At 66.3% G+C, this 25775-nt stretch carries 18 protein-coding genes; 16 read left to right on the top strand and 2 right to left on the bottom strand.

What is annotated here, in order from left to right; translation table 11 throughout:
- Positions 1-49: 49 nt before the first annotated feature.
- The gene (locus V9K93_RS15880) at positions 50-4888 is read left to right on the top strand and encodes an ESPR-type extended signal peptide-containing protein (RefSeq protein ID WP_337302862.1); all 4839 of its coding nucleotides are present in this window, start codon (positions 50-52) and stop codon (positions 4886-4888) included.
- Positions 4889-4957: 69 nt separating this feature from the next.
- Positions 4958-5707, top strand: coding sequence for a hypothetical protein (locus V9K93_RS15875; protein ID WP_049444611.1), 750 nt, complete (start codon positions 4958-4960; stop codon positions 5705-5707).
- Positions 5708-5851: 144 nt separating this feature from the next.
- On the opposite strand, the gene V9K93_RS15870 is transcribed toward V9K93_RS15875, so the two are convergent.
- Positions 5852-6496 (bottom strand): hypothetical protein, encoded by a 645-nt coding sequence (locus tag V9K93_RS15870; protein ID WP_046984289.1) that lies wholly within the window; start codon positions 6494-6496, stop codon positions 5852-5854.
- A gap of 208 nt (positions 6497-6704) precedes the next feature.
- The gene (locus tag V9K93_RS15865; RefSeq protein WP_046984288.1) at positions 6705-9128 is read right to left on the bottom strand and encodes a penicillin-binding protein 1A; all 2424 of its coding nucleotides are present in this window, start codon (positions 9126-9128) and stop codon (positions 6705-6707) included.
- A gap of 219 nt (positions 9129-9347) precedes the next feature.
- On the opposite strand from V9K93_RS15865, the gene V9K93_RS15860 reads away from it, so the two are divergent.
- From V9K93_RS15860 to V9K93_RS15795, 14 genes are all read left to right on the top strand, one after another.
- Entirely contained in the window at positions 9348-10406 is a 1059-nt protein-coding gene (locus V9K93_RS15860; protein ID WP_046984287.1) for a pilus assembly protein PilM, read from the top strand.
- Positions 10406-11278, top strand: a complete 873-nt coding sequence (locus tag V9K93_RS15855) for a PilN domain-containing protein (protein ID WP_337302861.1) — start codon at positions 10406-10408, stop codon at positions 11276-11278. Before V9K93_RS15860 ends, V9K93_RS15855 begins: the two co-directional genes overlap by 1 nt.
- The gene (locus tag V9K93_RS15850; protein WP_046984285.1) at positions 11275-11931 is read left to right on the top strand and encodes a type IV pilus inner membrane component PilO; all 657 of its coding nucleotides are present in this window, start codon (positions 11275-11277) and stop codon (positions 11929-11931) included. Before V9K93_RS15855 ends, V9K93_RS15850 begins: the two co-directional genes overlap by 4 nt.
- Positions 11932-11957: 26 nt before the next feature.
- A complete protein-coding gene (locus V9K93_RS15845; RefSeq protein ID WP_046984284.1) occupies positions 11958-12461 on the top strand; it encodes a pilus assembly protein PilP in 504 nt (167 codons plus the stop codon).
- 21 nt (positions 12462-12482) lie between these two features.
- A complete protein-coding gene (locus tag V9K93_RS15840; RefSeq protein ID WP_046984283.1) occupies positions 12483-14450 on the top strand; it encodes a type IV pilus secretin PilQ in 1968 nt (655 codons plus the stop codon).
- A 189-nt stretch (positions 14451-14639) separates the two neighbouring features.
- A complete protein-coding gene (locus V9K93_RS15835; RefSeq protein ID WP_337302860.1) occupies positions 14640-15665 on the top strand; it encodes an AAA family ATPase in 1026 nt (341 codons plus the stop codon).
- A gap of 8 nt (positions 15666-15673) precedes the next feature.
- The gene (locus V9K93_RS15830) at positions 15674-16603 is read left to right on the top strand and encodes a DUF58 domain-containing protein (protein ID WP_337302859.1); all 930 of its coding nucleotides are present in this window, start codon (positions 15674-15676) and stop codon (positions 16601-16603) included.
- A complete protein-coding gene (locus V9K93_RS15825; protein WP_136639482.1) occupies positions 16600-17049 on the top strand; it encodes a DUF4381 family protein in 450 nt (149 codons plus the stop codon). The genes V9K93_RS15830 and V9K93_RS15825 overlap by 4 nt, the downstream gene beginning before the upstream one ends.
- A complete protein-coding gene (locus V9K93_RS15820) occupies positions 17046-18050 on the top strand; it encodes a vWA domain-containing protein (RefSeq protein ID WP_337302858.1) in 1005 nt (334 codons plus the stop codon). The genes V9K93_RS15825 and V9K93_RS15820 overlap by 4 nt, the downstream gene beginning before the upstream one ends.
- Positions 18047-19882, top strand: coding sequence for a tetratricopeptide repeat protein (locus V9K93_RS15815; protein WP_337302857.1), 1836 nt, complete (start codon positions 18047-18049; stop codon positions 19880-19882). Before V9K93_RS15820 ends, V9K93_RS15815 begins: the two co-directional genes overlap by 4 nt.
- Positions 19879-21594 (top strand): BatD family protein, encoded by a 1716-nt coding sequence (locus V9K93_RS15810; protein WP_337302856.1) that lies wholly within the window; start codon positions 19879-19881, stop codon positions 21592-21594. Before V9K93_RS15815 ends, V9K93_RS15810 begins: the two co-directional genes overlap by 4 nt.
- 57 nt (positions 21595-21651) lie before the next feature.
- A complete protein-coding gene (locus V9K93_RS15805) occupies positions 21652-22971 on the top strand; it encodes a dicarboxylate/amino acid:cation symporter (protein WP_046984276.1) in 1320 nt (439 codons plus the stop codon).
- A 214-nt stretch (positions 22972-23185) separates the two neighbouring features.
- A complete protein-coding gene (gene tkt / locus V9K93_RS15800; RefSeq protein ID WP_337302855.1) occupies positions 23186-25183 on the top strand; it encodes a transketolase in 1998 nt (665 codons plus the stop codon).
- Between the two features lie 307 nt (positions 25184-25490).
- Positions 25491-25769, top strand: coding sequence for a type II toxin-antitoxin system RelE/ParE family toxin (locus V9K93_RS15795; RefSeq protein WP_136639477.1), 279 nt, complete (start codon positions 25491-25493; stop codon positions 25767-25769).
- The last annotated feature ends 6 nt before the right edge of the window (positions 25770-25775 follow it).

Here is a 25775-nt window from a genome sequence, read left to right as displayed (position 1 = left end):
GCTTGGTGCCACAGCGGTTCCTTCTGTTCCGTTTGTTAAGGAGAATCCCATGAACAAGATCTATCGACGACTCTGGTCCGCCGCCCGCCAATGTTGGGTGGTTGCAAGCGAACTGGCGGCAGCGCACGGCACGCGCAGGCACCCATCGCGTGGTCCCGGACTGGCGCTGATGCTGGCCATGCTGCCGGCATCGGTCATGGCAGCCACAGCGGGTCATTCCGATACAAGCGCTGATGAGTGGACGGAAGATGCCCTCTACGCTGCCTTTGGCCCGTTCAACACAAGCGCCATGCTTGCGCACGAAGATGCCGCCACCGCTCCCAGCGGGCGAGCGTTCTCGCGCGCGAACGCGCTTCCGCTGGCCTACAGCGATTTCGTCCAGCTCGGTTCGTACGCCGGTGCCCGTGACAGGGCGGTCGCGGTCGGTGTATGGGCATTCTCCAACAGCTACGGCGCGGCACTCGGTTACCAGGCCAATGCCAATGGGCAATACGCGACCGCGCTTGGGCACAAGTCGGTCGCTTGGGAGCTCGGCGGAGTCGCGGTGGGCAACGATGCGAAGTCATACGCGCATAACGCGGTCGCACTGGGAAGTGGTGCGCTAGCTTCCGGACGCAATTCCGTCGTACTGGGGGCTGACTCCAACGACTACGGCGACAATCAGGTGTCGGTCGGTAACGGCAGCATGCGGCGCAAAATCGTATACCTTGCCGACGGTGCGGTCGACGCCAACAGCAGCGATGCAGTGACCGGCAGGCAGCTGCATGCTACCCAGCAGGCGCTGGCCAGCGTGAGCCAGAGTCAGAAGTTGCTGGCGACGGGGACCGCGGCGACCAATGCCAACGCTGCCCAGGCAGTGGGTAACCGTGCGCTTGCGATGGGCATTGGGTCAACGGCTGATGGCGATGATACCGTTGCGTTGGGCGGGGGCGCTCGCACAGCGTCCGGCTCGGGCATCTCCCGCATCGCCATCGGTGCAGGCGCCTTCGCGGGCACCAGCGGTTGGACGGGGGCCATCGCCCTGGGTGGGAGCGCCAGTTCCACGCATGACGGCGTTGCCATCGGCTATCAGGCCAAGACAAGCAGCAGCGGTACGATCGCGCTTGGTCGCGGGGCAACGGTCACGCACGGAAATTCGGTTGCGCTGGGCGCCAACTCGGTGACCTCCAGCGCCAATACGGTGTCGGTGGGCAGCAGCAGCAACAAGCGCAGGATCCAATACCTCGCCGATGGTGTGATTGCGGCGGGCAGTACCGACGCGATCACCGGCAACCAGTTGCATACGACCAATGCATCGGTGGCGACCGCGGCGGCAACGGCCGCTGAGGCAAAGGCCGGTGTTGATGCAGTCAACCGGCGACTCAATGCAGAAGCGCTGGCGTTGGGGGGCGGTGCGCTTGCAGAGTCCAATGCTTATGGCATCAGCACCGCAGTGGGACGCAACGCCAGGGGCTACAACGGCAAGAGCGTCGCGCTGGGTGACGACGCAAGGTCTGGCGTGGACAAGGACGGGAACCGTGTTGCCAATGCCAATGGGGGCGTGTCGGTGGGGGCAATGTCACGCAGCGGCAACGGTGCTGTTGCGGCAGGGTTGCAGGCCAGCGCGGTGGGTGATCGTGCCATTGCCGTTGGCCATGAGGCGTCGGCGGATGTGATTCACGCGACCGCGATCGGATATCAGAGCAAGGCCAGCGCCGGGCATTCCACCGCACTCGGGCGCGGTACCCACGCAAGCGGCCTCTACGCGACGGCCATGGGCAATCTGGCCAGGGCCTCGGCCGAAAGTGCCGTGGCCATTGGTGATCGCTCCCTGGCTCAGCACAATGGCTCGGTGGCGTTGGGCAATGGTTCGCAGACCAGCGCTGCCAATCAGATTTCCGTTGGCAACAGCGCCATCAAGCGCAAGCTGGTCAATCTGGCTGACGGTGCGCTCAGTACGTCCAGCACCGAGGCCGTGACCGGCAAGCAGCTCAACGCTACCAATGCCAATGTGACCACCGCGCAGAATGCGGCCAATGCCGCGCAGACGGCGGCAACCGGCGCCAAGACCGCCGCAGACAACGCGCTGGGCAGGGCCACAGCGTTGAGTGGTCTGGTCAGCCAGGTATCGGCCACGGGCAATGTGCGCCTGGGCGCAGACAACGCTGGCTCCGTGGTGGATGTGGCCAACAAGGACGGCGCGAAGCGGCGCGTCAACAACGTTGCCAACGGCGTGCTGAGCGGTACCAGTACCGATGTCGTGACCGGGCAGCAGCTTCATGCCACCAACCAGTCTGTTTCCACGCAGGGCCAGTCACTGGTGCTGCACGGCCAGCAGCTGGCAACGCATACCCAGGCTCTCGCGGCACAGGACCAGCGCGTCGCGGCCAACCGCGCCGACATCGATCAGCTTCGTACGGACGTGGACAACTTCGATCCGGATCTGGATGGGGTGGTGAAGTTCAGTGCCGATCGCCTGCTTGTGGACATGGAAGGTGCGCGCGTATCTGGAGTGGCGGCGGGAGATGTCAGTTCGGCGGCCAGCACCGATGCCGTGAATGGTGGGCAGTTGTTTGCGACCAACGAGCGTATAGCGGAGATTGAAAGCGCTGGACGATTCCTGAGCATCGGAACGGATAGCCTCAGTGAGGCGGCAAGGTCGGGCTCTTTTGGTGTGGCCATTGGTGATTCCGCACAGGCAAGCACTGACCATGAGGGAGGAACAGCGGTCGGGGCCTTTGCTGTCGCGGGCGGTAAGAATTCTGTGGCCCTTGGCAGAGGGGCGCTTGTGGAGAAGGGGGCAGAAGGCTCTTTTGCCCTAGGTACTGGCTCACGCGTAGCGGGAGTCGAGGCGACTGCGATTGGCGCGAACAGTAGAGCTGAACCAAGTGCTGTCAGAGCGGTCGCCGTAGGAGCTGGATCAGTCGCAAGGGAATCAGACACCGTTTCATTCGGCACTGATGTTTACCAGCGACGCTTGGTTAACGTCAGTCGGGGCATAGGGAAGGGGGACGTATCAACAATCGCGCAGCTCGAGGAGGCTCTTGCTGCATTAGGTGGCGGATCCGGTCTGGACGGTAGTGGTTCAGTCATTGCTCCAACCTATAACGTGCAGGGCGGAAAGCAGAATAATGTTGGTGAAGCCTTGGCTGTGCTCGATGGCGCAGTGATCAAGGCCGGCAGTCGCGTAGATGGCGTTGAAGGCCAGTTGCGCGCGACGTTCCAACAGTCGCCATCAATCAGCGCAGATGGAATCGGCCAACTGAGCCTGGCTGGCGCGCGTGGCATGGTTCTGTCGAATCTCGCCGATGGGCGTATTGATGCGGGTAGTCGTGATGCGGTGACTGGTAGTCAGCTGTATGCCACAGAGCAGAAGATCGAGCGTAATAGACGCGACCTTGATGCAATGCAGCGCGACTGGAGCTCGGATCAGAAGAGTCCGCTGACTGAGGCGAGAGATGGAAACCTCATCGACTTCGGCGGTGCACGCCTGACTGGTGTTGCCGATGCGCACCTCTCCGCTGATAGTTCGGATGTGGTACGTGGGAGCCAGCTGTATGCAACAAACCAGAGACTGAACTCTATCGAGGACCACAGCGGCAACATCGCATTTGGCTGGATTCCAGAGGATTGGCGGTATCCAGCTGAAGCGGGCCCAGCTGGGGTAGCCATTGGCAGGAACGCAAAGGCGTCGTTGCTTTCAGAAGGTGGCGTCGCTGTCGGTGCATGGGCCACAGCTGCAGGAAGAAATTCGGTGGCTTTGGGGCGCGCCTCCTACGTCCATGAACAAGCGGAAGAAGGCTTTGCTGTGGGTGTCCGGACGCAGGTCGCTGCTAAAGGCGGCATTGCTCTGGGTGCAGGGAGTGAGGTCCGTTCTAATGCCAGTAATTCCGTTGCCATCGGCTATCAATCCATCGCCAATGATGCAGACACTGTGTCCTTCGGACATGACTGGCTGAAGCGCCGCCTCGTCAACGTAGCCAACGGCCGCAACGCCAACGACGCCGCCACCATCGGCCAGCTCCGTGGCGCACTGTCTGCCCTCGGCGGCGACATAGACGTCAACGGCAACGTCACAACCCCCGGCTTCAACGTCCAGGGCCAGCACCAGAACACCATCAACGAAGCCCTCGCCACGCTCAACTCGGCCGTAGTCACTGCCGACTCCCGTGTCGACCGTGTGGAAACCCAGCTCCGCTCGGTGTTCCAGGAATCTCCGTCCGTCCGCAGCGACGGCACCGCCCAGCTCACCCTGGCGGGTGCCAACGGGATGGTCATCTCCAACGTCGCCAACGGCTTGATCGCCGCCGGCAGCCGCGAGGCGGTCAACGGTGGCCAGTTGCATGCCGCGCAGCAGCAACTCAACGGTCGCATCGATGGCCTGGAGCAGCGCGTGGACGGCCAGCCGCAGGCGCGTGCAATGGCCACGGCGTCGGCGGTACCGACCGAAGAGATCATGCCAAGCCGGGAAGCCAGCGGTTCGCCGCAGGTCGCTTCGGCGGGCGAGGGCGCTTCGCCTGCACCGCAGCCAAAGTCGAAGAAGGACGATTCGCCCGCGCCCACGCCGCAGGTTGATACCGCCGAGCTGGAAAAAATGCTGGCCCGCGCCAACGAGTACACCGATGGTGCGATCAGCAACTTCGAGCGCCGCCTGGACAAGATGGACAAGCGCTTCAACCGCATGGCGGCGATGAGCAGTGCGCAGACGGCCATGGCCATGAACACCGCTGGCCTGGCCACCTACAACCGCCTCGGCGCGGGTGTGGGCTACGCCGAGGGCGAGTCGGCCATGGCGGTGGGTTACCAGCGCGTACTCAACGACAAGGGCTCAGCCACCTTCAGCCTCAATGGTGCCTTCACCAACAGCGGTGAACGCAGCATGGGCGTGGGTGTGGGCATCGGCTGGTAAGCCATGGCGCCCCGGCGTGGTGCGCGTAACGAGCCCCGCCGCGCCGGGGTCCTTGCCGAGGAGATGGCAATGTACCGATGGGTGAGTCGATTCATCAGCTACCGCACGTTCTACGTTTGGCGGGCACGGTTTTACTACCACACCCGGCATCTGGACGTCTGGATGCTGGCCAGCGTGCTGTGCTTCCTGGGGGTAGTGGCGTTGCTCTGGTACTACTGGCGGTTCACCAATGTGCCGCTTCCGCGCATGCATCCGCAGGTAGCTGCGCTACGGGTGGAGGGCATCACCAACGAGGCGATCCACAGGATTGTTCTGGTGCGCCATGGTGGTACTCCTCCCGGCAAGCCGTTCTCCACGCCGGAGGAGATCCGGGCCAGCACGGTGCGTACGATGCGGGTGCGGCAAGTGCTGGATGGCGAGGTGGCATGGCGGCTGAAGGCGAACCTGCTGGCGGATATCGCCGATTACATCGAGGCGACCGCGGGCTGCGTGCCGTATCAATGCACACGGGTGCAGGCGCACATCAGCCAGCTGCGTGAGGCCGCGACGGAGAACGCGGGCATCAACAGGGCGTTGCAACCCATTCTGGATGGCCCGCGTGATCTGGTGCCCGGTCTCACGAGCGTCGATCGCCAACGGGTGAAGAGCGGCTGGTCGGATTCGTTCAGTGACATCTTTCACCAGGTATGGCTGTTGAACGATCTGCAGACCATGCACGCGCGGATGATGGCGGAGTACCCCAAGCGCGCACCCGCACCGTGGCTGCCGGAGTGGTTGATTGGCCCGGAGCCGACGACCGGTAATGGCATGCCACTGTAGAGCACTGCCATGCTAGGTGGCGCCCGCGGATGCCACGCTCCCTGTAGAGCCGAGCCCACGCTCGGCTGCTCTTCGGTCAGGTATCCGGAAGTCTGAAATGCAGTGCGGACCAACAGTCCGCACCCACCAAGACTGGCGTTGCCGTCACCCGCCGATATACGCGGTGATCTCCGCCTCGGCCAGCACCTGCCGCAACTGCGCCACGGACGCGCGCCGCATCGGCTTCTCATCCACCGGCGACAGCGGCGCTTGGCGCAGGGCGTCGTAGGGCAGCACGGCCAGGTCGAAGGTCAGCTCTTCGGCACTGAACACCCACACCGGCACGTCGAGGCAGCGTTCGCGGTCCATGCGCAGACGACGTGTCCGTGATTCGGCGGGGATGCCATGTTCGTCCAGGAAGCGATGCACGGCTTCCGGGTCGTCACTGTGCAGGTGCAGCTGCACGGGGCTGTTGGCGTCGGCGGTGCCATCCAGTACCGGGCCGACCAGGCGTGGGGCGAAGCCGTGCAGGAACTCCAGGGCGCGCATTGCGGCTTCGCGGCGGCGCTGCAGTTCGTTGCCATGCTGGGGCCCGGAGAACAACCGCTGGTACTCGCGCAGGGCGTCTTCGATCTCGGTGTTGCGGGGCAGGGAGGCATCGTCGTGGATGCCGAGCCGGGTGGCGGCCTTCAACTTGGCCTGGTGGTAGTCGCGGATGCCGCCTTCGGCCATCAGGCGCGCGGCTTCGTGGGCGAGACGGTGACGACGCTCGCGGGTCTGGCTGGCAGCATGCTGACGGGCGCGATGCATGCGATGACTCCCTGTTGCGACCTGGCTACAGACTAGCGCACGGATGTGACATCTGCGTGGGTATTTCGCGGAGGCGCCAGCCAACGGTTGGCACCCACCAACGCTCTGGTAGGTGCCGACCTTGGTCGGCACGGGGCGCCAACCAAGGTTGGCATCTACCAGGGCAGCATCGGTGCCAACCCACGGTTGGCACCCATCGCACCTTTCCTCAGAAGATATCGAACGCGGCGGCGTCGGCCTGCGGGGTATTGAGGTTCAGGTCGTAGTCGGTCAGGCGGTCCATGTCTTCCACCTTCACCCACTCGGTGGCGCCATTGAGGGTGGCCTGCACCATGCCGCTGGGCGGGTCGTTCTGCGCGATCGGGGTGTCCTTCAGCGCGGTGCGCATGTAGTCGATCCAGATCGGCAGGGCGGCCTTGCCACCGTATTCGCGGTAGCCCAGCGAGCGGAAGTCGTCGCGGCCCACCCACACGGTGGTCACGTACGGGCCGCCGAAGCCGGAGAACCAGGCATCGCGGTGGTCGTTGGTGGAGCCGGTCTTGCCGCCTACGTCCTCGCGGCCGAGTACCTTGGCCTGAGCACCGGTACCGCGCTGGACCACGTCGCGCATCATCGACACCAGCTGGTAGGCGGTGCGGGCGTCGATCGCGCGCGGGGCGGTGCGTGCATCCGGGTTGACCGGTGCGGCCGGGGTTTCGGGCTTGGCTTCGGCCTTTGCCGCAGCGGCCGGGTCCACCTTCGGGGCCGGGGCGCCGAAGTTGAAGCCGTCCACCACCTGGTTGACCGGCTGGCCGCTGCTGCCGGCGCAGTCGCGGCATGCCATTGCCGGGTTTTCCTTGAACACCAGATTGCCGTCGCGGTCGTTCACCTGGTCGATCAGCCAGGTGTCCACGCGCGAGCCGCCGTTGGCGAACACGGCATAGCCACGGGCTACCGACAGCGGAGTCAGCGAGGCGGTACCCAGCGACATCGACAGGTTCGGCGGCAGCTCCGACTCGGCAAAACCAAATTCACTGATGTACTTGCGCGCGTAATCCACGCCCATGCCATCGAGCAGGCGCACCGAAACCAGGTTGCGTGACTGCACCAGCGCTTCGCGCAGGCGCATCGGGCCGCGGAAGCCGCCGCCGTCGTTCTGCGGGGCCCAGGTCTTGCCGCGGCGGTCGCGGAACACGACGGGGGCGTCGAGCACGATCGAGGCCGGGTTGTAGCCCTTGTCGAAGGCGGCCGCATAGACGAACGGCTTGAAGCTCGAACCCGGTTGGCGCCGGGCCTGGGTGGCGCGGTTGAACTTGTTGCCGGAGAAGCTGAAGCCACCGACCAGCGCTTTCAGCGCGCCGCTGTGGGCATCCAGCGAAACCAGTGCGGACTGGCCACGCGGCAGCTGGTCCAGCAGCCATTCGCCCTCCTTGGCACCGGCGCGCACGCGCACGATGTCGCCGCGCTGCACCAGCTTGGCCGGGCTCTTGTTGGCCCACTTGGCGGCGCCGGCCGGCAGCACGATCTCGCTGCGGTTGGCCAGCACCACGGTGGCGCTGCCATCGGCGCCGGTGCTGGCAACGATGGCCGGCAGCAGGCCGGCCTGGCCGAACATGCCGCGCAGGTGCTCGGCCAGGGCAGCGGCGTCTTCGCTGGCCCCTACCTGGACCTGCTTCTCCACGCCGTGCCAGCCATGCCGGTGGTCGTACAGCAGCAGGCCGTCGCGCACCGACTGGTTGGCGGCGGTCTGCAGGGTCGCATCGATGGTGGTGGTGACGTGGTAACCCTTGTTGACCACATCGCCGCCGAAGCGGGCGATCATTTCCTGGCGCACCAGCTCGGCCACGTACGGGGCATCGACCTGGACCGGCGGCTCATGCGCGGTGGCGTGCATCGGCACGGCCTTCGCCGCATCGGCCTCGGCCTGGCTGACGAACTTCAGGTCGGCCATGCGCTGCAGCACGTAGTTGTCGCGGCGCTGGCGGGCACGTTCCGGGTTGGAGATCGGGTTGCCCGAAGACGGGAACTTGGGGATGCCGGCCAGCGAGGCCATTTCATCCAGGTCCAGCTCGTTGAGCTTCTTGCCGTAGTAGAACTCGGCGGCGGCGGCCACACCGTAGGCGCGGTTGCCGAAGAAGCTCTTGTTCAGGTACAGCTCGAAGATCTCGTCCTTGCTCAGCTCGGACTCGATCTTCCGTGCCAGCAGGATCTCGGCCAGCTTGCGGGTGTAGCTGTACTCGGAGCTGAGGAAGAACTGGCGGGCGACCTGCTGGGTGATGGTGGAGCCACCGGGTACGCGCTTGTCGCTGGTGGTGGCCAGCAGCCATACGGCACGGCCGATGCCCATGTAGTCGACGCCGCCATGCTCGTAGAAGCGGGCATCCTCGGTGGCCAGGAACGCCTGCTTCAGGCGCTCGGGCACATCCTTCATGGTGATCGGGGTGCGCCGGGTCTCGCCGAACACCGCCATCAGCTTGCCGTCGGCAGCGTAGACGTACATCGGCTCCTGCATTTCCACGTCGCGCAGGGTCTGCACGTCGGGAAGCTTGGAGGAAACGGCATAGTACAGACCGCCTACGGCGGCCGCGCCGATCAGCGCCAGGACCAGGACAATCAGGAAGATCCAGCGCAGCCAGCGGCGGAGTCGAGTCATCGGGTTCAGATTCCGATTGCGAATTTCGTGGTCGCAGAGTATAGATTACGCAAGGTGGCGGCTGGGGTCGCCGCCGGGGAGCGCAAAGGGAACAGTCAGGGGCTGCATGGTGAATCCGTGAGGGACTTCACAGCAGGGCCGTTGCCATTTGCTAAGAATACGTTATTAATGCTCGGGCGCAGGTCTTGCGTCCAAGTGCCCGTCGGCAGGGGAGAAACCGTGGGGCTCATCCCAAAAAGTCAGTCGCCGCTTGTAGGCGTCGACATCAGTTCGACTGCGGTAAAGCTTTTGCAGCTGTCCCGCAGTGGCAACCGTTTTCGTGTGGAACATTACGCTGTGGAACCTCTGCCGCCGAATGCGGTGGTGGAGAAGAACATCGTGGAAGTGGAGGCCGTGGGTGAGGCCATCCGCCGCGCGATGAGCCGCTCGGGGAGCAAGGCCAAGCTGGCCGCTGCTGCCGTCGCCGGGTCGGCGGTGATTACCAAGGTGATCCCGATGCCGGCCGAGCTCGACGAAAACGACATGGAAGCCCAGATCGAGCTGGAAGCGGTCAACTACATTCCATATCCGATCGAGGAAGTGAACCTGGACTTCGAGGTGATCGGGGCGATCCCGAACAACCCGGAGATGGTCCAGGTGCTGCTGGCCGCGTCGCGTTCGGAAAACGTTGAACTGCGCCAGTCGGCGCTGGAGCTGGGTGGCCTGCAGGCCAAGGTGATGGACGTGGAGGCCTTTGCGGTCGAGAACGCGTATGCCCTGGTCGCCAGCGAGCTGCCGGTGTCCATCGAGGGCGTGGTCGCGCTGGTCGACATCGGTGCCACCATGACCACCCTCAATGTCCTGCGTGGTGGCCGCAGCCTGTACAGCCGCGAACAGGTGTTCGGTGGCAAGCAGCTGACCGACGAGATCATGCGCCGCTATGGCCTGAGCTACGAGGAAGCGGGCCTGGCCAAGCGCCAGGGCGGGCTGCCGGAAAGCTACGAGATGGAAGTGCTGGAGCCGTTCAAGGAAGCCACGGTCCAGCAGATCAGTCGCCTGCTGCAGTTCTTCTATGCGGGCAGCGAATTCAACCGCGTCGATCACATCGTGCTGGCCGGAGGCTGCGCCGTGCTCGGTGGCCTGCCGGAAATGGTCGAAGAGCAGCTGGGCGTGCCGACCGTGATCGCCAACCCGCTGGCACAGATGACCCTGGGCCCGAAGGTGAACGCACATGCGCTGGCCCAGGATGCCCCCGCGCTGATGATCGCCACCGGTCTGGCGCTGAGGAGCTTCGACTGATGGCGCGCATCAATCTATTGCCCTGGCGCGCCGAGCGGCGCAAGCAACGCCAGCGCGAGTTCTACGCAATGCTGGGCATGGCCGCGATTGGTGGCCTGCTGCTGTCGCTGGTGATCTGGTTCTACTACGACCGGCAGGTGAGCGGCCAGATGGACCGCAACGCCTATCTGGAAGCCGAGATCGAGAAGGTCAAGGAACAGAACAAGGAGATCGACCGCCTCGACGCCCAGAAGGACCGCCTGCTGGCGCGCAAGAAGGTGATCGAGGAACTGCAGGCCAAGCGCTCGCAGATGGTCCACCTGTTCGACGCGCTGGTGCGCACCATTCCTGACGGCGTGGTACTGACCGCGCTGCAGCAGGAGGGAGACATGCTCACCCTTGAAGGCCGGACCCAGTCCAATGCACGCGTGTCGGCGTACATGCGCAACCTGGAAACCTCCGGCTGGATGACCAATCCGGAACTGTCGATCATCCAGGCCAGTGCTGCGGACAAGAACGCGACCGGCCCGGTGTCTGACATCAAGGCGCTGCCGTACATGTTCAAGGTCACGGTGAAGCTGCCTGCGCAGAGCGAAGAGACCGGCACGCCCGGCCTGAATGCCGATGGCAGCGTGGCGGCCGCACCAGCGGCAGTGCCTGCCGTGGCACCGCTTGCTGCAGGCCCGGACGCGGCAGCTTCGGCCGCAGCACCGGCAGCATCCCAGCCGGCCCCGGCCCCGGCCCCGGCCCAACCGGCCCCGGCGGCTGCACCGGCCGCCGCGCCGGCCAAGCCGAACCAGCCGGCCGCACCGGCACCGGCCAAGCCTGAGGGCAGCCGCCTGGCGCAGCCGCCGCAGGCCTCCAACGCCCCGTTGCAGGGGGACCGCGCATGAGCCAGAAAATCGATCTGAAGAACCTGGATTTCAACGACATCGGCAACTGGCCGCAGAAGGCCAAGATCGTCTTCTGTTCGTTGCTGGCGCTGGTCATCATGTTCGTCGCCTGGATGCTGCTGATCAGCGGCAAGCGCGACGAACTGTCCAGCCTTGAGTCGAGGGAAGGCGACCTGCGCACCGAGTTCACCAAGCAGCAGGAACGCGCGGTGAACCTGGGCCCGCTCAAGCAGCAGCTGGCACAGATGGAGCAGGTGCTGCAGCAGATGTTGCGGCAGCTGCCGAGCAAGACCGAAATGCCGGACCTGATCATCGACATCTCGCAGACGGCGCTGTCCAGCGGCCTGACCAGCCAGCTGTTCGAGCCGGAGCAGGAGCAGGTCAAGGAGTTCTACGCCGAGAAGCCGATCAAGCTGAAGATGGTGGGCAGTTACCACCAGTTCGGCGCCTTCGTCAGTGGCGTGGCCTCGTTGCCGCGGGTGGTGATCCTGACCATGCACGACATCAACCTGAAACCTGCCGACAAGACCGGTGGCGGTGCCCGTGCGGGCGCGCTGGAACTGTCCGGCACGGTCAAAACCTATCGCTACCTGGATGAGACCGAGGTCCAGGAACAGCAGAAGGCTGAAGCTGGCAAGGAGGACAAGAAGTGACGCGTTCCTTCTTTGCACGCTGTGGGATGGTTGCCGCGGTGCTGCTGCTGGCAGCCTGTGGCCGTGGCGTGACCAGCACGCCGGGCGATGCGCCGAACCTGGAAAAATGGGTGGAGGGCGAGCGTGCCCGGCCGGCACAGCCGCTGGAGCCGCTGCCGGTGATGCAGCAGTTCGAGACCTTCGAGTACTCCGCGCAGGGCCTGCGCGATCCGTTTACCGATGCCTGGACCAATCCGCAGGGGAGCGGTGGGTTGCGGCCGGATCCGAACCGGCGCAAGGAGCCGCTGGAAGGCTTCCCGCTGGACGCACTGGACATGGTCGGTACCATCGGCACCGGCAGCGGTACCGTTGCGCTGGTGATGGGGCCGGACAAGGTGACCTACCGGGTACGCCCGGGTGGCTACCTGGGGCAGAGCGACGGACGGGCCACGGCGGTCTTCGAGGACCGCGTGGAGCTGATCGAACTGGTGCCGGATGGCGCGGGTGGCTGGCTGGAACGGCCGGCAACGCTCTCGCTTGAAGATCAATGATCGTTTACTGGGGATAGCACGATGACCTTTCACCAAGCCAAGGGGCTGCGTCCCATCCGGCGCTCTACCTTGAACCGTGTCAGCGCGTTGGGAGTCGCGCTGATGCTGGCCTGCGCTCCGGCGCTGGCCGCCGCACCGGCAGAGAAGCCGGTGGGCACCACCGTGGCACCGGCCGCGGCGCCGGCCGGCCTGTCGGTCGCCAAGATCGATTTCAAGCGGGGCGATGATGGCGCGGGGCGCCTGATCGTCCAGTTCGATGGCCAGGGCGCGATCCCAGACCTGCGTACGCAGGGCAACAGCGTGGTGGTTGATGTCGGCAATGCCCGCCTGCCGGCCAACCTGCAGAAGCCGATGAACGTCATCGACTTTGCTACGCCGGTGCAACGCATCGACGCCAAGCCGTCCGGGGCCGGTACCCAGCTGGTGCTGAGCACCGGCGGTGCGGTCGAATCGCTGGCCTACCAGAGCGGCAACGAGTACGTGGTCGAGATCAGCCCGCGGCAGGCCCCGGCCGCCGTCGGTGCGGTTACTGCCGGCAGCGTGACCCAGGCCGCCAAGGCCGTCGGCCAGCGCGGCTTCACCGGCAAGCCGGTGACCTTCAACTTCCAAGACGTGCCGGTGCGCACCGTGCTGCAGTTGATCGCCGAAGAGTCCAACCTCAACGTGGTGGCGTCCGATTCGGTGCAGGGCAATGTGACCCTGCGCCTGGTGAATGTGCCGTGGGACCAGGCGCTGGACATCGTGCTGCGCGCCAAGGGCCTGGACAAGCGTCGCGACGGCAGCGTGATCTGGGTGGCGCCGCAGGCCGAACTGGCCAAGTTCGAGCAGGAGAAGGAAGACGCGCGCATCGCCATCGAGAACCGCGAGGACCTGGTCACCGACTACGTCCAGATCAACTACCACAGCGCCACCCAGATCTTCAAAGCACTGACCGAAGCCAAGGGCATCGGCGGCGGTGGCGGTGGTGGCGCAGGTGGCGGTGGCGGTGGGTCGTCGCAGGAGGAAAGTGGCTTCCTGTCCGGCCGTGGCCGCATCGTCGCCGACGAGCGCACCAACACGCTGATGATCAGCGACATTCCGAAGAAGATCGCGCGGATGCGTGAGCTGATCAGCGTGATCGACCGCCCGGTCGACCAGGTGCTGATCGAAAGCCGCATCGTCATCGCCACCGATACGTTCGCACGTGAGCTGGGTGCGCGGTTCGGCATCAGCGGCAGCCGCGACAATGCCTACTTCAGTGGCAATCTGGAAGCCAACCGCGATACCCGCAAGTCGCAGGTCGAAGCCGATGCGGCCAATGCCAAGGCGTACCGCGACTGGCTGGCCGGCGGCAGCACCGGTCCGGCGCCGGTGCCGGTGGGTTCGGCGATCACCCGTGGCCTGAACTGGGCCATGCCGGCGGCATCGACCAACCCGGCAGGCTCGCTGGCACTGTCGATCCTCAATGCCGGCTACCTGCTGGACGTGGAGTTGTCGGCCATGCAGGAAGAGTCGCGTGGCGAAGTGATCTCCAACCCACGCGTGGTCACCACCAACCAGCGCGAGGCCCTGATCAAGCAGGGTAAGGAAATCGGCTACGTGACCATCAGTGCCGGTGCGGGTGGTGTCGCCACGCCGAATGTGCAGTTCAAGGAAGTGGTGCTGGAGCTGAAGGTCACCCCGACCATCACCAACGACAACCGCGTGTTCCTCAACATGCAGGTGAAGAAGGATGAAGTGGATCGGCTGATCCAGCTGGAAGGCTACGGTACCGTGCCGTCGATCAACCGCCGCGAGGTCAACACCGCCGTGCTGGTCGAGGACGGGCAGACCGTGGTCATCGGTGGCGTGTACGAGTTCACCGATCGCAACAGCATCAGCAAGGTCCCGTTCCTGGGTGACGTCCCGTTCCTCGGCAACCTGTTCAAGAAGCGTGGCCGCAGCAAGGACAAGGCCGAGCTGCTGGTGTTCGTGACCCCGAAGGTGCTGCGCGTGGCCAAGCAGAACTGAGCCATCGCAACCGGCAACACGAAGAGGGCCGCCCTGTGCGGCCCTTCTTCGTTTGGCCCCCCGTTCACGCATATGGCCGGTAGATCCACGCCATGCGTGGATGCTGTTCAGCCGTTCTTGATGCCATTCGCAGGGCACCCTGCGATGATGTCGGGAACCCGTGCCGTCCTGCGCCGGTCAAAGGCCCCCATGAACCTGCCACCGCCGATGCCCGAAACCGTCTCGCCGCCGCCCGCGCCGGCCATCTCCCGCCTGCATGCCGCTTTCAGCCAGCTGCGCGACGCATTGTCGGCCGAGATCGTCGGCCAGGCCGCGCTGGTCGAACGCCTGTTGATCGCGCTGCTGGCCGACGGTCACCTGCTGGTGGAAGGCGCCCCCGGTCTGGCCAAGACCACTGCCATCCGCGCGCTGGCCGCGCGCCTGGAAGCCGACTTCGCCCGCGTACAGTTCACCCCGGACCTGTTGCCGGCCGACCTGACCGGCACCGAGATCTGGCGCCCGCAGGAAGGCCGCTTCGAATTCGTGCCCGGCCCGATCTTCCACCCGATCCTGCTGGCCGATGAAATCAACCGCGCACCGGCCAAGGTGCAGTCGGCATTGCTGGAAGCGATGGGTGAGCGTCAGGTCACCGTGGGCCGCCACACCTACGCGTTGCCGTCTCTGTTCCTGGTGATGGCCACGCAGAACCCGATCGAGCAGGAAGGCACCTTCCCGCTGCCAGAAGCACAGCTGGATCGCTTCCTGATGCACGTGCGCATCGGCTACCCGGACCAGGCAGCCGAGTCGGAGATCCTGCGCCTGGCCCGCGAGCGTGCCCGTGGCGCGCTGGGCGAGTCGGCACCGGTACCGGAAAAGCTGCCGATGCAGGATGTGTTCGATGCCCGCCGTGAAGTGCTGGACCTGCACATGGCGCCGGCGCTGGAACGCTACCTGATCGAACTGGTGCTGGCCTCGCGTGATCCTTCGCGCTATGACGCCGGCCTCGGCCGCCGCATCGCCTGGGGTGCGAGCCCGCGTGGCTCCATCGCACTGGAGCGCTGCGCGCGTGCGCGCGCCTGGTTGGCGGGCCGCGACTTCGTCACCCCCGATGATGTGCGCGCGGTGGCCGCCGACGTGCTGCGCCATCGCGTGCTGCCCAGCTACGAAGCCACCGCAGAAGGCTGGGACGGCGAGCGCCTGGTGCAGGAACTGCTGGCACGGGTGCCGGCACCCTGAGCCTGCGCATGATCGATCCATCCCTGGAACCCACATCCAACGTCAGCGATGGCGACGGGCTGCGGCCGCAGCTGTCCGAGCTGGTGGCGCTGCGCCGCCTTGCACAGCGGCCTCCGCCGCCGCGCCGTGGCCGCGCCGGCAATGCAGGCCAAGCGCCGTCACCGCTGCGCGGACGTGGCATGGAATATGCCGAGTCACGCGAGTACGTGGCCGGTGACGACGCGCGGCATATCGACTGGCGGGTGACCGCGCGCACCGGCCGCGCCCACACCAAGCTGTTCCAGGCCGAGCGCGAACGCGTCAGCTTGATCGTGGCCGATACTTCACCGGCGCTGTATTTCGGCACCCGTGTACGCTTCAAGTCGGTGCAGGCCGCACGCGCCGGGGCTGTCGCCGCGTGGTCAGCGCAGCGTAGCGGCGACCGCGTGGGCGCCCTGCGTGGCAGTGATCGTGAGTCGCCCATCGCACCCGCAGGCGGGCCGCGCGGCGTGCTGCGCGTGCTCGATGCGCTTACCCGCTGGTATGCGCAACCACCCGCGGACGATCTCGGCCTTGAGCGCGCGCTGGATCATGCGGCCCGCGTGCTGCGCCCGGGTGCGCGCATGCTGGTGCTGGCCGATCCGCAGCAGGCCATCCGTATTCCGCCAGCGCGCTGGAGCGCGCTGGCCCAGCATCACCACCTCAGCCTGGTGCTGCTGGTCGATCCGCTGGAGCTGCAGCCGCCATCGGCCGCGCTGCAGTTCCAGACGCTGCAGCAGCGCATTGGCCTCGACCTGCGCCGCAGCGAGGTACAGGCGCATTGGCAGGCGCATTTCGTTGAACCGCTGCAGGAGCTGCGGCGTCAGCTCGGTGCGCGCCGTGTCGACGTGCAGGTGTTGTCCACCGATGCGCCCAGCGATGCCTGGCTGGCACCGTCGCCGACCGAGGTGCCGGCATGAGCGCCAACCTGCCGCTGCGCGATGTGCAGCTGCCACCGCCACCATCATGGTGGCCACCGGCACCGGGCTACCTGATGATCGGCAGCGCGTTGCTGCTGGTGCTGTTGGTGGTGGCTGTGCTGGGGTGGCGCCGCCGCCGTCGTCACCAGCGCTGGTTGCAGCTGTTCGACCAGGAGTTGGCTGCCAGCCACGACGCCGCTGCGGAACTGGCGGCCATTGCGGGACTGCTGCGGCGTGCCGCCCGCCATGCGCGTCCGGGCAGCGAGTCGCTGCGTGATGAGGCCTGGTGGCAGCGCGTGGATCCGCAGGGCACATTGCCGGAAGCACGCCGAAGCCTGTTGGCCGAAGGTGCCTATCGCCCACGCGTGGACGTCAACGAGGTGGCCGCAGTGCGCCGCTGGGCGCGCGAACGCTACCTGGCGCTGCTGCTGGAGCGCCGCCGATGAATGTGCTGGCGAGTTACTGGCCGTGGCCGGACCTGCAGCTGGCGTGGCCGCTGGCGTTGCTGGCGCTGCCGCTGCCATTGCTGATGCATTGGTGGAAACGCCGTGCCGATTCGGGCGCGGCGCTGCGCGTGCCGTATGCGGCCACTGAACTGGAAGCGCTGGCCGGTGGCGGCCGCGTAGATGTGTCATGGCTGCGCACGCTGCTGCTGTGGCTGGGCTGGTGCGCGTTGTGCGTGGCGCTGGCGCGTCCGCAGCAGTTGGGTGAGGCGATCACGCCGCCGCAGGAAGGCCGGCAGATGATGCTGGCGATGGACGTGTCCGGCAGCATGGGCGAAGGCGATATGGTGCTGGGCGGACAGGCGGTTGATCGCCTCACCGCAGCCAAGGCCGTGCTGGCCGACTTCCTTGACCGTCGAGCTGGCGACCGCATCGGCCTGCTGGTGTTCGGTGACCGCGCTTACACGCTGACGCCACTGACCGCCGACCTGGCCAGCGTGCGCGACCAGCTGCGCGACAGCGTGGTCGGCCTGGCCGGCCGCGAGACGGCCATTGGCGACGCCATCGGCCTGGCGGTGAAGCGGCTGCGCAGCCAACCCGAAGGCCAGCGCGTGCTGATCCTGCTGACCGATGGCGTGAGCAATGCCGGCGTGCTGGAACCGCTGCGCGCGGCCGAGGTGGCGCGCGCGGAAGGCGTGCGCATCCACACCGTGGCCTTTGGCGGTGACGGCAGCATGCGCCTGTTTGGTATTCCGATTTCCGCCGACCAGGATCCGGTCGACGAAGCGACGTTGAAGAAGATCGCCAACATGACCGGCGGCCAGTTCTTCCGCGCACGTGACACCGCACAGCTGGCCGGCATCTATGCCGAGCTGGACCGGTTGGAGCCGATAGCGGCGAAGGGTCCGAGCCTGCGCCCGCGCGAGGAACGCTATGCGTGGCCGCTGGGCCTGGCCTTGCTGCTGGGCGCATTGGCCTGGTTGTGGCCGGAGCGTCGCCGATGATCGCGCTTGCTTCGAATCTTCCTGATTGGAACGCGCTGCACTTCCTGCGTCCGGAATGGCTGTGGGCGCTGCTGGCGCTGCCGCTGATCATCGCGGTGGCGCTGTACCGGCAGCGGCGCAGCGACGTGTGGCGGCACGCAGTGGATGCGCACTTGCTGCCGCATCTGCTGGCGGCGGGCACGCGCCGTCGTGCGCGCCTGCCGTGGGCGCTGCTGCTGGGCTGGACGCTGGCTGCGTTGGCGATGGCCGGGCCAAGCTGGCGCCAGCAGGCGCAACCGATGTTCCAGGCCAGCGCACCGTTGCTGGTGGTGCTGGACCTGTCCAGCCGAATCACTGCCACCGACCTGCCGCCCTCGCGCCTGCTGCAGGCGCGGGCCAAGGTGGGTGAGCTCCTGCGCGCGCGCCAGGGCGGGCAGGTCGGCCTGGTGGTGTACGCCGACGACGCTTACACCGTGGCGCCGCTGACCGATGACGGCAGCAATGTCTCGCTGTATCTGGATGCCTTGTCGCCCGATGTGATGCCGCGTGATGGCCAGCGCGCCGACCGTGGCATCGACTGGGCGACCCGGCTGATGCGGCAGATCGGTGCATTGCGCGGGCAGATCCTGCTGGTGACCGACCAGGCCGACGGCGAAGCCGGATTGGCCGCAGCACAGGCACGCGGTCTGGGCATGCAGGTGTCGGTGCTGGGCCTGGGTACGCCAGCCGGTGCGGCCTATCGCGACGGCAGTGGTCAGATCCGCCAGGCCGCACTGGAAGAAGCCAGCCTGCGCGCGGTGGCCACGGCCGGCGGCGGACGCTATGCGCGCATTGCCGCCGATGACAGCGATCTGCGCGCGTTGGGCGTGCTCGATGTGCGTGAGGGCACGACGGCGGAGCGACCGGGCGAGGGCAGGCAATGGCGCGATGAAGGTTTCTGGCTGCTGCCGCCCCTGATGCTGCTGGCGCTGTTGGCGTTCCGTCGCCGTGCATTGCTGGCTGCCGTACTGGCAGTGGGCCTGCTGCCATGGATGGGCGAGGTGCAGGCGCAGGCGCCGTCGGCCGCCACGCCGCAGCCGATACAGGGCACGCTGTGGAAGCGCAGCGACCAGCTGCAGCATCAGCGCCTGGCCGACGGCGTGCAGGCGTACCGCAATGGCGACTTCGCCGGTGCGCGCAAGCAGTTCGAGGGCATCGACAACGATGCCGGTTGGTACAACCTGGCCAACGCACTGGCACGCCAGGGCAACTACGACGAAGCCATTGCCGCCTACGATCGCGCATTGGCGCTGCATCCGGGCATGGCCGATGCGGTGGCCAACCGTGCGGTGGTCGATGCCGCGCGCAAGCGCAAGTCATCCGGTGGCCAAGGCCAGGATCAGCAGAAGCCACAGCAGAGCGGCCAGCAGAAGCAGAACGATTCGCAGGGCAAGCAGAATCCGCAGGGCCAGCAGCCGCAGCAGGGCCAGCAGAATCCCGGCCAGGGCCAGCCGCAGTCGGGCCAGCAGGGCCAGCCCAAGCCGGATGATGACAAAGCGCAGCCGAACCCGCAGCCCGGCGAGCGTGGCCGCGATGGCCAGCAGGCACCGCCGCAGGTGGAAGATGCCAAGGCGCAGGCACAGGCCGATGAACAGCAGCGCCAACGCATGCAGCAGGCGATGCAGCAGGCACGCGAGGGTAAGGCCGACAAGGACGGCAAACCGGTACCGGGCAGCGATGGCGCCACGCCACGCCAGCGCGAGGAGCAACAGGCGGTGGAGGCGTGGATGCGGCGTGTGCCGGATGATCCGGGCGCGTTGCTGCGGGCCAAGTTCCAGCTGGAAAACGAACGCAGGAAGAAGGAAGGGCGATGACGCGGGCGATGAACATGCATGGGCGCTGGCCGCTGCGGGTACTGGCGGCACTGCTGCTGTGGCTGCCGCTGCTGGCGTGGGCGCAGCCGCGCGCCTGGCTCGACCGCGACCGTGTTGCTATGGGCGATACGGTCACCCTCAACGTCGAGAGTGACCAGGGCGCACCCGACTTCAACCCGCTGCGTACCGACTTCGACCTCAGCGGACAGACCAGCAGCCGCCAGGTGGAGTGGAGCAACGGCGCCATGCAGCAGCGCAATCTGTACGGCGTGGCGCTGACGCCGCGTCGCAGTGGTGCGCTGGTCATTCCCGGCCTGCAGGTAGGCAGCACGCGGACCGCGCCGCTGACCCTGCAGGTGGACGCCGCCACCGTTGCCGGTGCCGACAGCAACGCGATGGCCTTCATCGAAACCGTTGTCGATGATCAGACGCCGTATGTGCAGCAGAGCGTGGGTGTGGTGGTGCGCTTGTATTTCGCCTCGCAGCTGGCCTCCGGCGAACTGGTGCTGGATACCCCGGCCGGTGCGTCGCTGCAGCGGGTAGGCGATGACCGCACCGACGTGCGCCAGGTCAACGGCCGCCGCTACAACGTGGTCGAGCGCCGCTTCCTGCTGATTCCGGAGCGCAGTGGCCCGCTGCGCCTCGTCGGTGCCCGCTTCAACGGGCGCAGCGCCGGTGGCTTCTTCGATGACTTCTTCGGTGGCGGCGACGGCCGCATGAATGCCACCGGCGCGGATCGCACGTTGCAGGTGCAGGCCCAGCCGGCACAGGCGCCGCAGCCGTGGCTTCCGCTGCAGAGCCTGCAGCTGCGCTACACCAGCGCGCCGACCAGTGCGCGCAGCGGGGAAGCCGCCAACATCGTGGTCGAAGCGATTGCCGAAGGCGCGACCCGCGCGCAGTTCACCGATCTGCCGGTGCCCGAGGTCGGCAGCAACGCGCAGGTCTTCGCCGAGCCTGCGCAATATGAGGAGACCTTCAACGGCAGCACGCCGCGGCTGAAGATCACCCGCCGCTATTCGATCGTGCCGCGCCAGCCGGGTTCGCTGGTGGTGCCGGGGCCGCGCCTGCCGTGGTGGGACGTGCGCAATGGCAAGGCGCAGGAAGCGCGCCTGCCGGACCTGACGCTTGCCGTCGCAGCGGGCAACGGCGGAAGCAATGCGTCGCCTGCGCCCTTGCCACCGATCGACACCGATGCGGCGCTGCCCGGTGCCGATGGACAGGACAGCCGCATCGCGGCGACCGATCCGCGCGCCAGTGGCCTGTCCGAACGGCCTTGGCCGTGGGTGGGGGCTGTCATCGGCCTGGCGTTGCTGTGGCTGCTGACCCTGCTGTGGGGGTGGCAGCGTGGCCGTCGCCCGCGCGTGGCGGCGCCGGTAGCGGGGCGCTCGGCTGTGCCGGTTGTGGCGAGCGGACGTGCTGGTCTGGCCGAACTGCGCCGCGCGCTGGATGGCGAAGGTTTCGAGCAGGTTGAAGCGCAACTGTGTGCGATGGCCGGTGTCGAACGTATCGAGCAGGTCATCGACCGCCTGGCCGAGCCGGCCCAGCGTCAGGTGCTGCAGGACCTGCAGCAGGCACGCTGGGGCGGGCAGGGCGACCTGGCGTCACTGCGTACCCGCCTGCGCGAGGCCTTCCGTGACGGACCGCACTGGTCGGCGGCTGCGGGCACCGCTGACACTGGCCTTGCGCCGCTGTATCCGCCACGGCGAACCTGAACCAGCGCCGCTTGCGCGCTTTGTTAGAGTGCATTCATTTTTCGAGGAAACCCCCGTATGACAGCAGCTGCTGCCGACAAGAAGAAGTTGCCCCTGCATTGGAAGATGGGCATCGGCTTCGCGATCGGCCTGGTCCTGGGACTGATCGTGCACGCCCTGGGTGGCAGCGTCGATGGTCTGCAGGCCGGTGCCAAATGGGTAATGGACTACATCACCACCCCGGCTTCGGGCCTGTTCCTCAACCTGATCTTCATGCTGATCGTGCCGCTGATCTTCTCGGCGCTGATCATGGGTGTGTCGGAGATGGGCGACATCCGCGCCCTTGGCCGCATCGGCTGGAAGACGCTGGCCTACACCGTGCTGCTGTCTGGCATTGCAGTGGGTATCGGCCTGGTTCTGGTCAACCTGCTCAAGCCCGGTGCCGGCGTCGACCCGCAGGTCGCGGCGATGATGCTGTCGGAGAACGCCGAGCGCAGCAAGGAGATCGTTGCTGGCATCCATGGCACGCCGAAGGGCATGGACATGCTGCTGTCGATCGTGCCGAGCAACGTGCTGCAGGCCGCGTCTGACAATGGCGCGATCCTGTCGCTGATGTTCTTCGCGCTGATGTTCGGCATCGGCATGGTGCTGACTGACAACGAGAAGGTCGCCCCGCTGCGTCGCGCCATCGAAGGCGTGTTCGAAATCTCGATGACCCTGATCAACCTGGTCATCCGCCTGGCGCCGTATGCGGTGGCCTGCTTCATGTTCAACCTGGCCGCGCTGTTCGGTTTCGAGCTGATCATCCGCCTGGGCGCCTACGTGGGCGTGGTGGTGCTGGCGCTCGGGCTGCACATGGTGGTGACCTACGGTACCGCCGTGTGGCTGTCCGGTCGCTCGCCGCTGTCGTTCTTCCGCGATACCCAGGAAGCCACGGTGATGGCGTTCTCCACCGCCTCCAGCAATGCCACCCTGCCGACCGCGCTGCGCGTGGCCGACCAGATGGGCCTGCCGCAGCGCGTGTCGCGCTTCGTGCTGACCGTGGGCGCCACCGCCAACCAGAACGGCACCGCGCTGTTCGAGGGCGTGACGGTGATCTTCCTGGCCCAGTTCTTCGGCGTGGACCTGAGCATCGGCCAGCAGATCATGGTGATGGCCGTCTGCATCCTCGGTGGCATCGGCACCGCTGGCGTACCGTCCGGCTCGCTGCCGGTGGTGGCGATGATCTGCGCCATGGTCGGCGTGAACCCGCTGGGCATCGGCCTGATCCTGGGCGTGAACCACTTCCTGGACATGTGCCGTACCGCGCTGAACGTCACCGGTGACCTGGCCCTGACCACGCTGGTGGCCAAGGGTGAAGGCCACGACGGCCCGGCGCTGACCCCGCACAAGGACTGATTCGGGAGCCACTGCTGGCGACCTGATCGGGGTCGGATCCCTTTCCGCAAGGAAAGGGATCCGACCCCTTTTCACATGCGGAATCCGGCGGAGATCATGAAGTGCCGGCCAGCGGCCGGCACCTACCAGGCACGTTGGACTGACCCCCGCCCGACGACTATGGGACAATAGGCCGCCCGCACGTCCGCGGCCGCCTCCCGATTCCGACAGAACCATGACGCAGCCTACCCGTCGCCAGTTGGCCAACGCCATCCGCTTCCTTGCCGCCGATGCGGTTGAAACCGCAAAGTCCGGCCACCCCGGCATGCCCATGGGCATGGCCGACATTGCCGAAGTCCTCTGGAACGACTATCTCCGCCATAACCCGAGCAACCCGCACTGGTTCAACCGCGACCGTTTCGTGCTGTCCAACGGCCACGGTTCGATGCTGCAGTACGCGCTGCTGCACCTGAGCGGTTACGACCTGCCGATCGAGCAGCTGAAGCTGTTCCGCCAGCTGGGCAGCCACACCGCCGGTCACCCGGAACGCCACGAGACCCCGGGCGTGGAAACCACCACCGGCCCGCTGGGCCAGGGTTTTGCCAATGCCGTGGGCTTCGCCCTGGCCGAGAAGCTGCTGGCACAGCGCTTCAACCGCCCGGAGCTGGAAGTGGTCGACCACCGCACCTGGGTGTTCATGGGCGATGGCTGCCTGATGGAAGGCGTGTCGCATGAAGCGGCGTCGCTGGCTGGCACCTGGGGCCTGCACAAGCTGGTCTGCTTCTGGGACAACAACCACATCTCCATCGACGGCAACGTCGAGGGCTGGTTCACCGACAACACCCCGGAGCGTTTCGAGGCCTATGGCTGGAACGTGGTGCGTGATGTCGACGGCCACGACCCGGAAAGCATCAAGGCCGGCATCGAGGCCGCGCTGTCGCAGAGCGACAAGCCGACCCTGATCTGCTGCCGCACCACCATTGGTTTTGGTTCGCCGAACAAGGCGGGCAAGGAATCCAGCCACGGCGCACCGCTGGGCAAGGACGAGCTGGAAGCCACCCGCAAGCAGCTGGGTTGGGAATACGGCCCGTTCGAGATCCCGCAGGCGATCTACGACGGCTGGCGCGCCAATGGTGCTGGCACCCTGCGCCAGGCCGAGTGGGAGCAGCTGTTCGACAAGTACGCCAGCCAGTACCCGGGCGAAGCCGCCGAACTGACCCGCCGTTCGCACGGCGACCTGCCGGCCGACTTCGTTGCCAAGGCCGATGCGTACATCGCCCAGGTGGCCGCTGAAGGTCCGACGATCGCCTCGCGCAAGGCCTCGCAGCTGGCCATTGAAGCCTACGCGCCGCTGCTGCCGGAAATCGTCGGTGGCTCGGCTGATCTGGCGCACTCCAACCTGACCCTGTGGAAGGGCAGCAAGTCGGTCGCCAGCGACGACGCCAACGCCAACTACGTGTACTACGGCGTGCGCGAGTTCGGCATGACCGCCATCGCCAACGGCCTGGCCCTGCACGGTGGTTTCATTCCGTTCGACGCCACCTTCCTGGTGTTCAGCGACTACGCCCGCAACGGCGTGCGCATGAGCGCGCTGATCCCGGCCCACGCCATCCACGTCTACACCCACGACTCGATCGGCCTGGGCGAAGACGGCCCGACCCACCAGCCGGTGGAGCACCTGGCCGCGCTGCGCTACATCCCGAACAACGACGTGTGGCGTCCGTGCGATGCGGTCGAGTCGGCAGTGAGCTGGAAGGCCGCGATCACCCGCCAGGACGGCCCGAGCTGCCTGGTGTTCAGCCGCCAGAACCTGCCGCACCAGCCGCGCAACGCCGAGCAGATCGCCCAGATCGAGCGCGGTGGTTACGTGCTGGCCGATGCCGCCGGTACCCCGGACGTGATCCTGATCGCCACCGGTTCGGAAGTCTCGCTGGCCACCGAAGCCAAGGCCCAGCTGGACGCGGCCGGCCTGAAGACCCGCGTGGTCTCGATGCCGTCCACCGATGTGTTCCTGCGCCAGGATGCGGCCTACCGCGAATCGGTGCTGCCGAACGCCGTGCGCAAGCGCGTGGCCGTGGAAGCCGGCGTCACCGGTTTCTGGCGCCAGTTCGTCGGCCTGGACGGTGCGGTGATCGGTATCGACACCTTCGGCGCTTCGGCCCCGGCCGACCAGCTGTACAAGCACTTCGGCATCACCACCGCGCACGTGGTGGAAGCCGCCAAGGCGCTGTAAGCAGCCCGGCAGTGAGATGAAGAAAAGGCCGGCGCACGCCGGCCTTTTCTTTGGTCGAGAGAAAAGGGGATGGAGGAGATTAAGTTGTTTGTGCACAAACGACTTAATCCCCTCCGTCAGTTTTTTTCGTCCGGCATGTTCCGCCCGACGGCTCCGGTGTCGCGTTGGCCTCTTCATCTGACCTGCGTTCTCTGCGAAAAGGAGGGCCTGCCGAGGCACCGCCAGAAGTAGGCATGGACAGGAAGAGCAGCGCAGGATCCCATGTTGGATTTGCGGAGTGTAAGGTGATGCCTTACAATGATGCCGCGTGATCGTCAGCTTCAGGCATAAGGGCCTGAAAGCGCTCTATGAGCGGGGCGACATTTCGGGAGTCCGTGCCGATCATGTCGCTCGATTGCGGCGTTTGCTTGTGCAGTTGGATCAAGCCCGGCTGCCTGGAGACATGGGGCTGCCCGGAAATCGCCTGCACCCTCTGCGCGGAAGCTATAGCGGCTACTGGGCTGTAAGTGTCTCGGCGAGTTGGCGATTGGTGTTCCGCTTTCGTGGGCTCGACGTCGAACTGGTCGATTACCTTGATTATCACTAGGAGTCT

Origin of the sequence: Stenotrophomonas sp. CCNWLW162 (assembly GCF_037203745.1) — a bacterium.
Lineage (GTDB): Bacteria > Pseudomonadota > Gammaproteobacteria > Xanthomonadales > Xanthomonadaceae > Stenotrophomonas > Stenotrophomonas maltophilia_AQ.
This window is presented reverse-complemented; position numbering and strand designations above follow the sequence as displayed.

Bases quoted from the DNA above. Each gene is read 5' to 3' on its own strand.
- V9K93_RS15880 (WP_337302862.1), top strand. From the start codon at position 50: ATGAACAAGATCTATCGACGACTCTGGTCCGCCGCCCGCCAATGTTGG.
- V9K93_RS15875 (WP_049444611.1), top strand. From the start codon at position 4,958: ATGTACCGATGGGTGAGTCGATTCATCAGCTACCGCACGTTCTACGTT.
- V9K93_RS15870 (WP_046984289.1), bottom strand. From the start codon at position 6,496: ATGCATCGCGCCCGTCAGCATGCTGCCAGCCAGACCCGCGAGCGTCGT.
- V9K93_RS15865 (WP_046984288.1), bottom strand. From the start codon at position 9,128: ATGACTCGACTCCGCCGCTGGCTGCGCTGGATCTTCCTGATTGTCCTG.
- V9K93_RS15855 (WP_337302861.1), top strand. From the start codon at position 10,406: ATGGCGCGCATCAATCTATTGCCCTGGCGCGCCGAGCGGCGCAAGCAA.
- V9K93_RS15850 (WP_046984285.1), top strand. From the start codon at position 11,275: ATGAGCCAGAAAATCGATCTGAAGAACCTGGATTTCAACGACATCGGC.
- V9K93_RS15845 (WP_046984284.1), top strand. From the start codon at position 11,958: ATGGTTGCCGCGGTGCTGCTGCTGGCAGCCTGTGGCCGTGGCGTGACC.
- V9K93_RS15840 (WP_046984283.1), top strand. From the start codon at position 12,483: ATGACCTTTCACCAAGCCAAGGGGCTGCGTCCCATCCGGCGCTCTACC.
- V9K93_RS15835 (WP_337302860.1), top strand. From the start codon at position 14,640: ATGAACCTGCCACCGCCGATGCCCGAAACCGTCTCGCCGCCGCCCGCG.
- V9K93_RS15830 (WP_337302859.1), top strand. From the start codon at position 15,674: ATGATCGATCCATCCCTGGAACCCACATCCAACGTCAGCGATGGCGAC.
- V9K93_RS15825 (WP_136639482.1), top strand. From the start codon at position 16,600: ATGAGCGCCAACCTGCCGCTGCGCGATGTGCAGCTGCCACCGCCACCA.
- V9K93_RS15820 (WP_337302858.1), top strand. From the start codon at position 17,046: ATGAATGTGCTGGCGAGTTACTGGCCGTGGCCGGACCTGCAGCTGGCG.
- V9K93_RS15815 (WP_337302857.1), top strand. From the start codon at position 18,047: ATGATCGCGCTTGCTTCGAATCTTCCTGATTGGAACGCGCTGCACTTC.
- V9K93_RS15810 (WP_337302856.1), top strand. From the start codon at position 19,879: ATGACGCGGGCGATGAACATGCATGGGCGCTGGCCGCTGCGGGTACTG.
- V9K93_RS15805 (WP_046984276.1), top strand. From the start codon at position 21,652: ATGACAGCAGCTGCTGCCGACAAGAAGAAGTTGCCCCTGCATTGGAAG.
- tkt (WP_337302855.1), top strand. From the start codon at position 23,186: ATGACGCAGCCTACCCGTCGCCAGTTGGCCAACGCCATCCGCTTCCTT.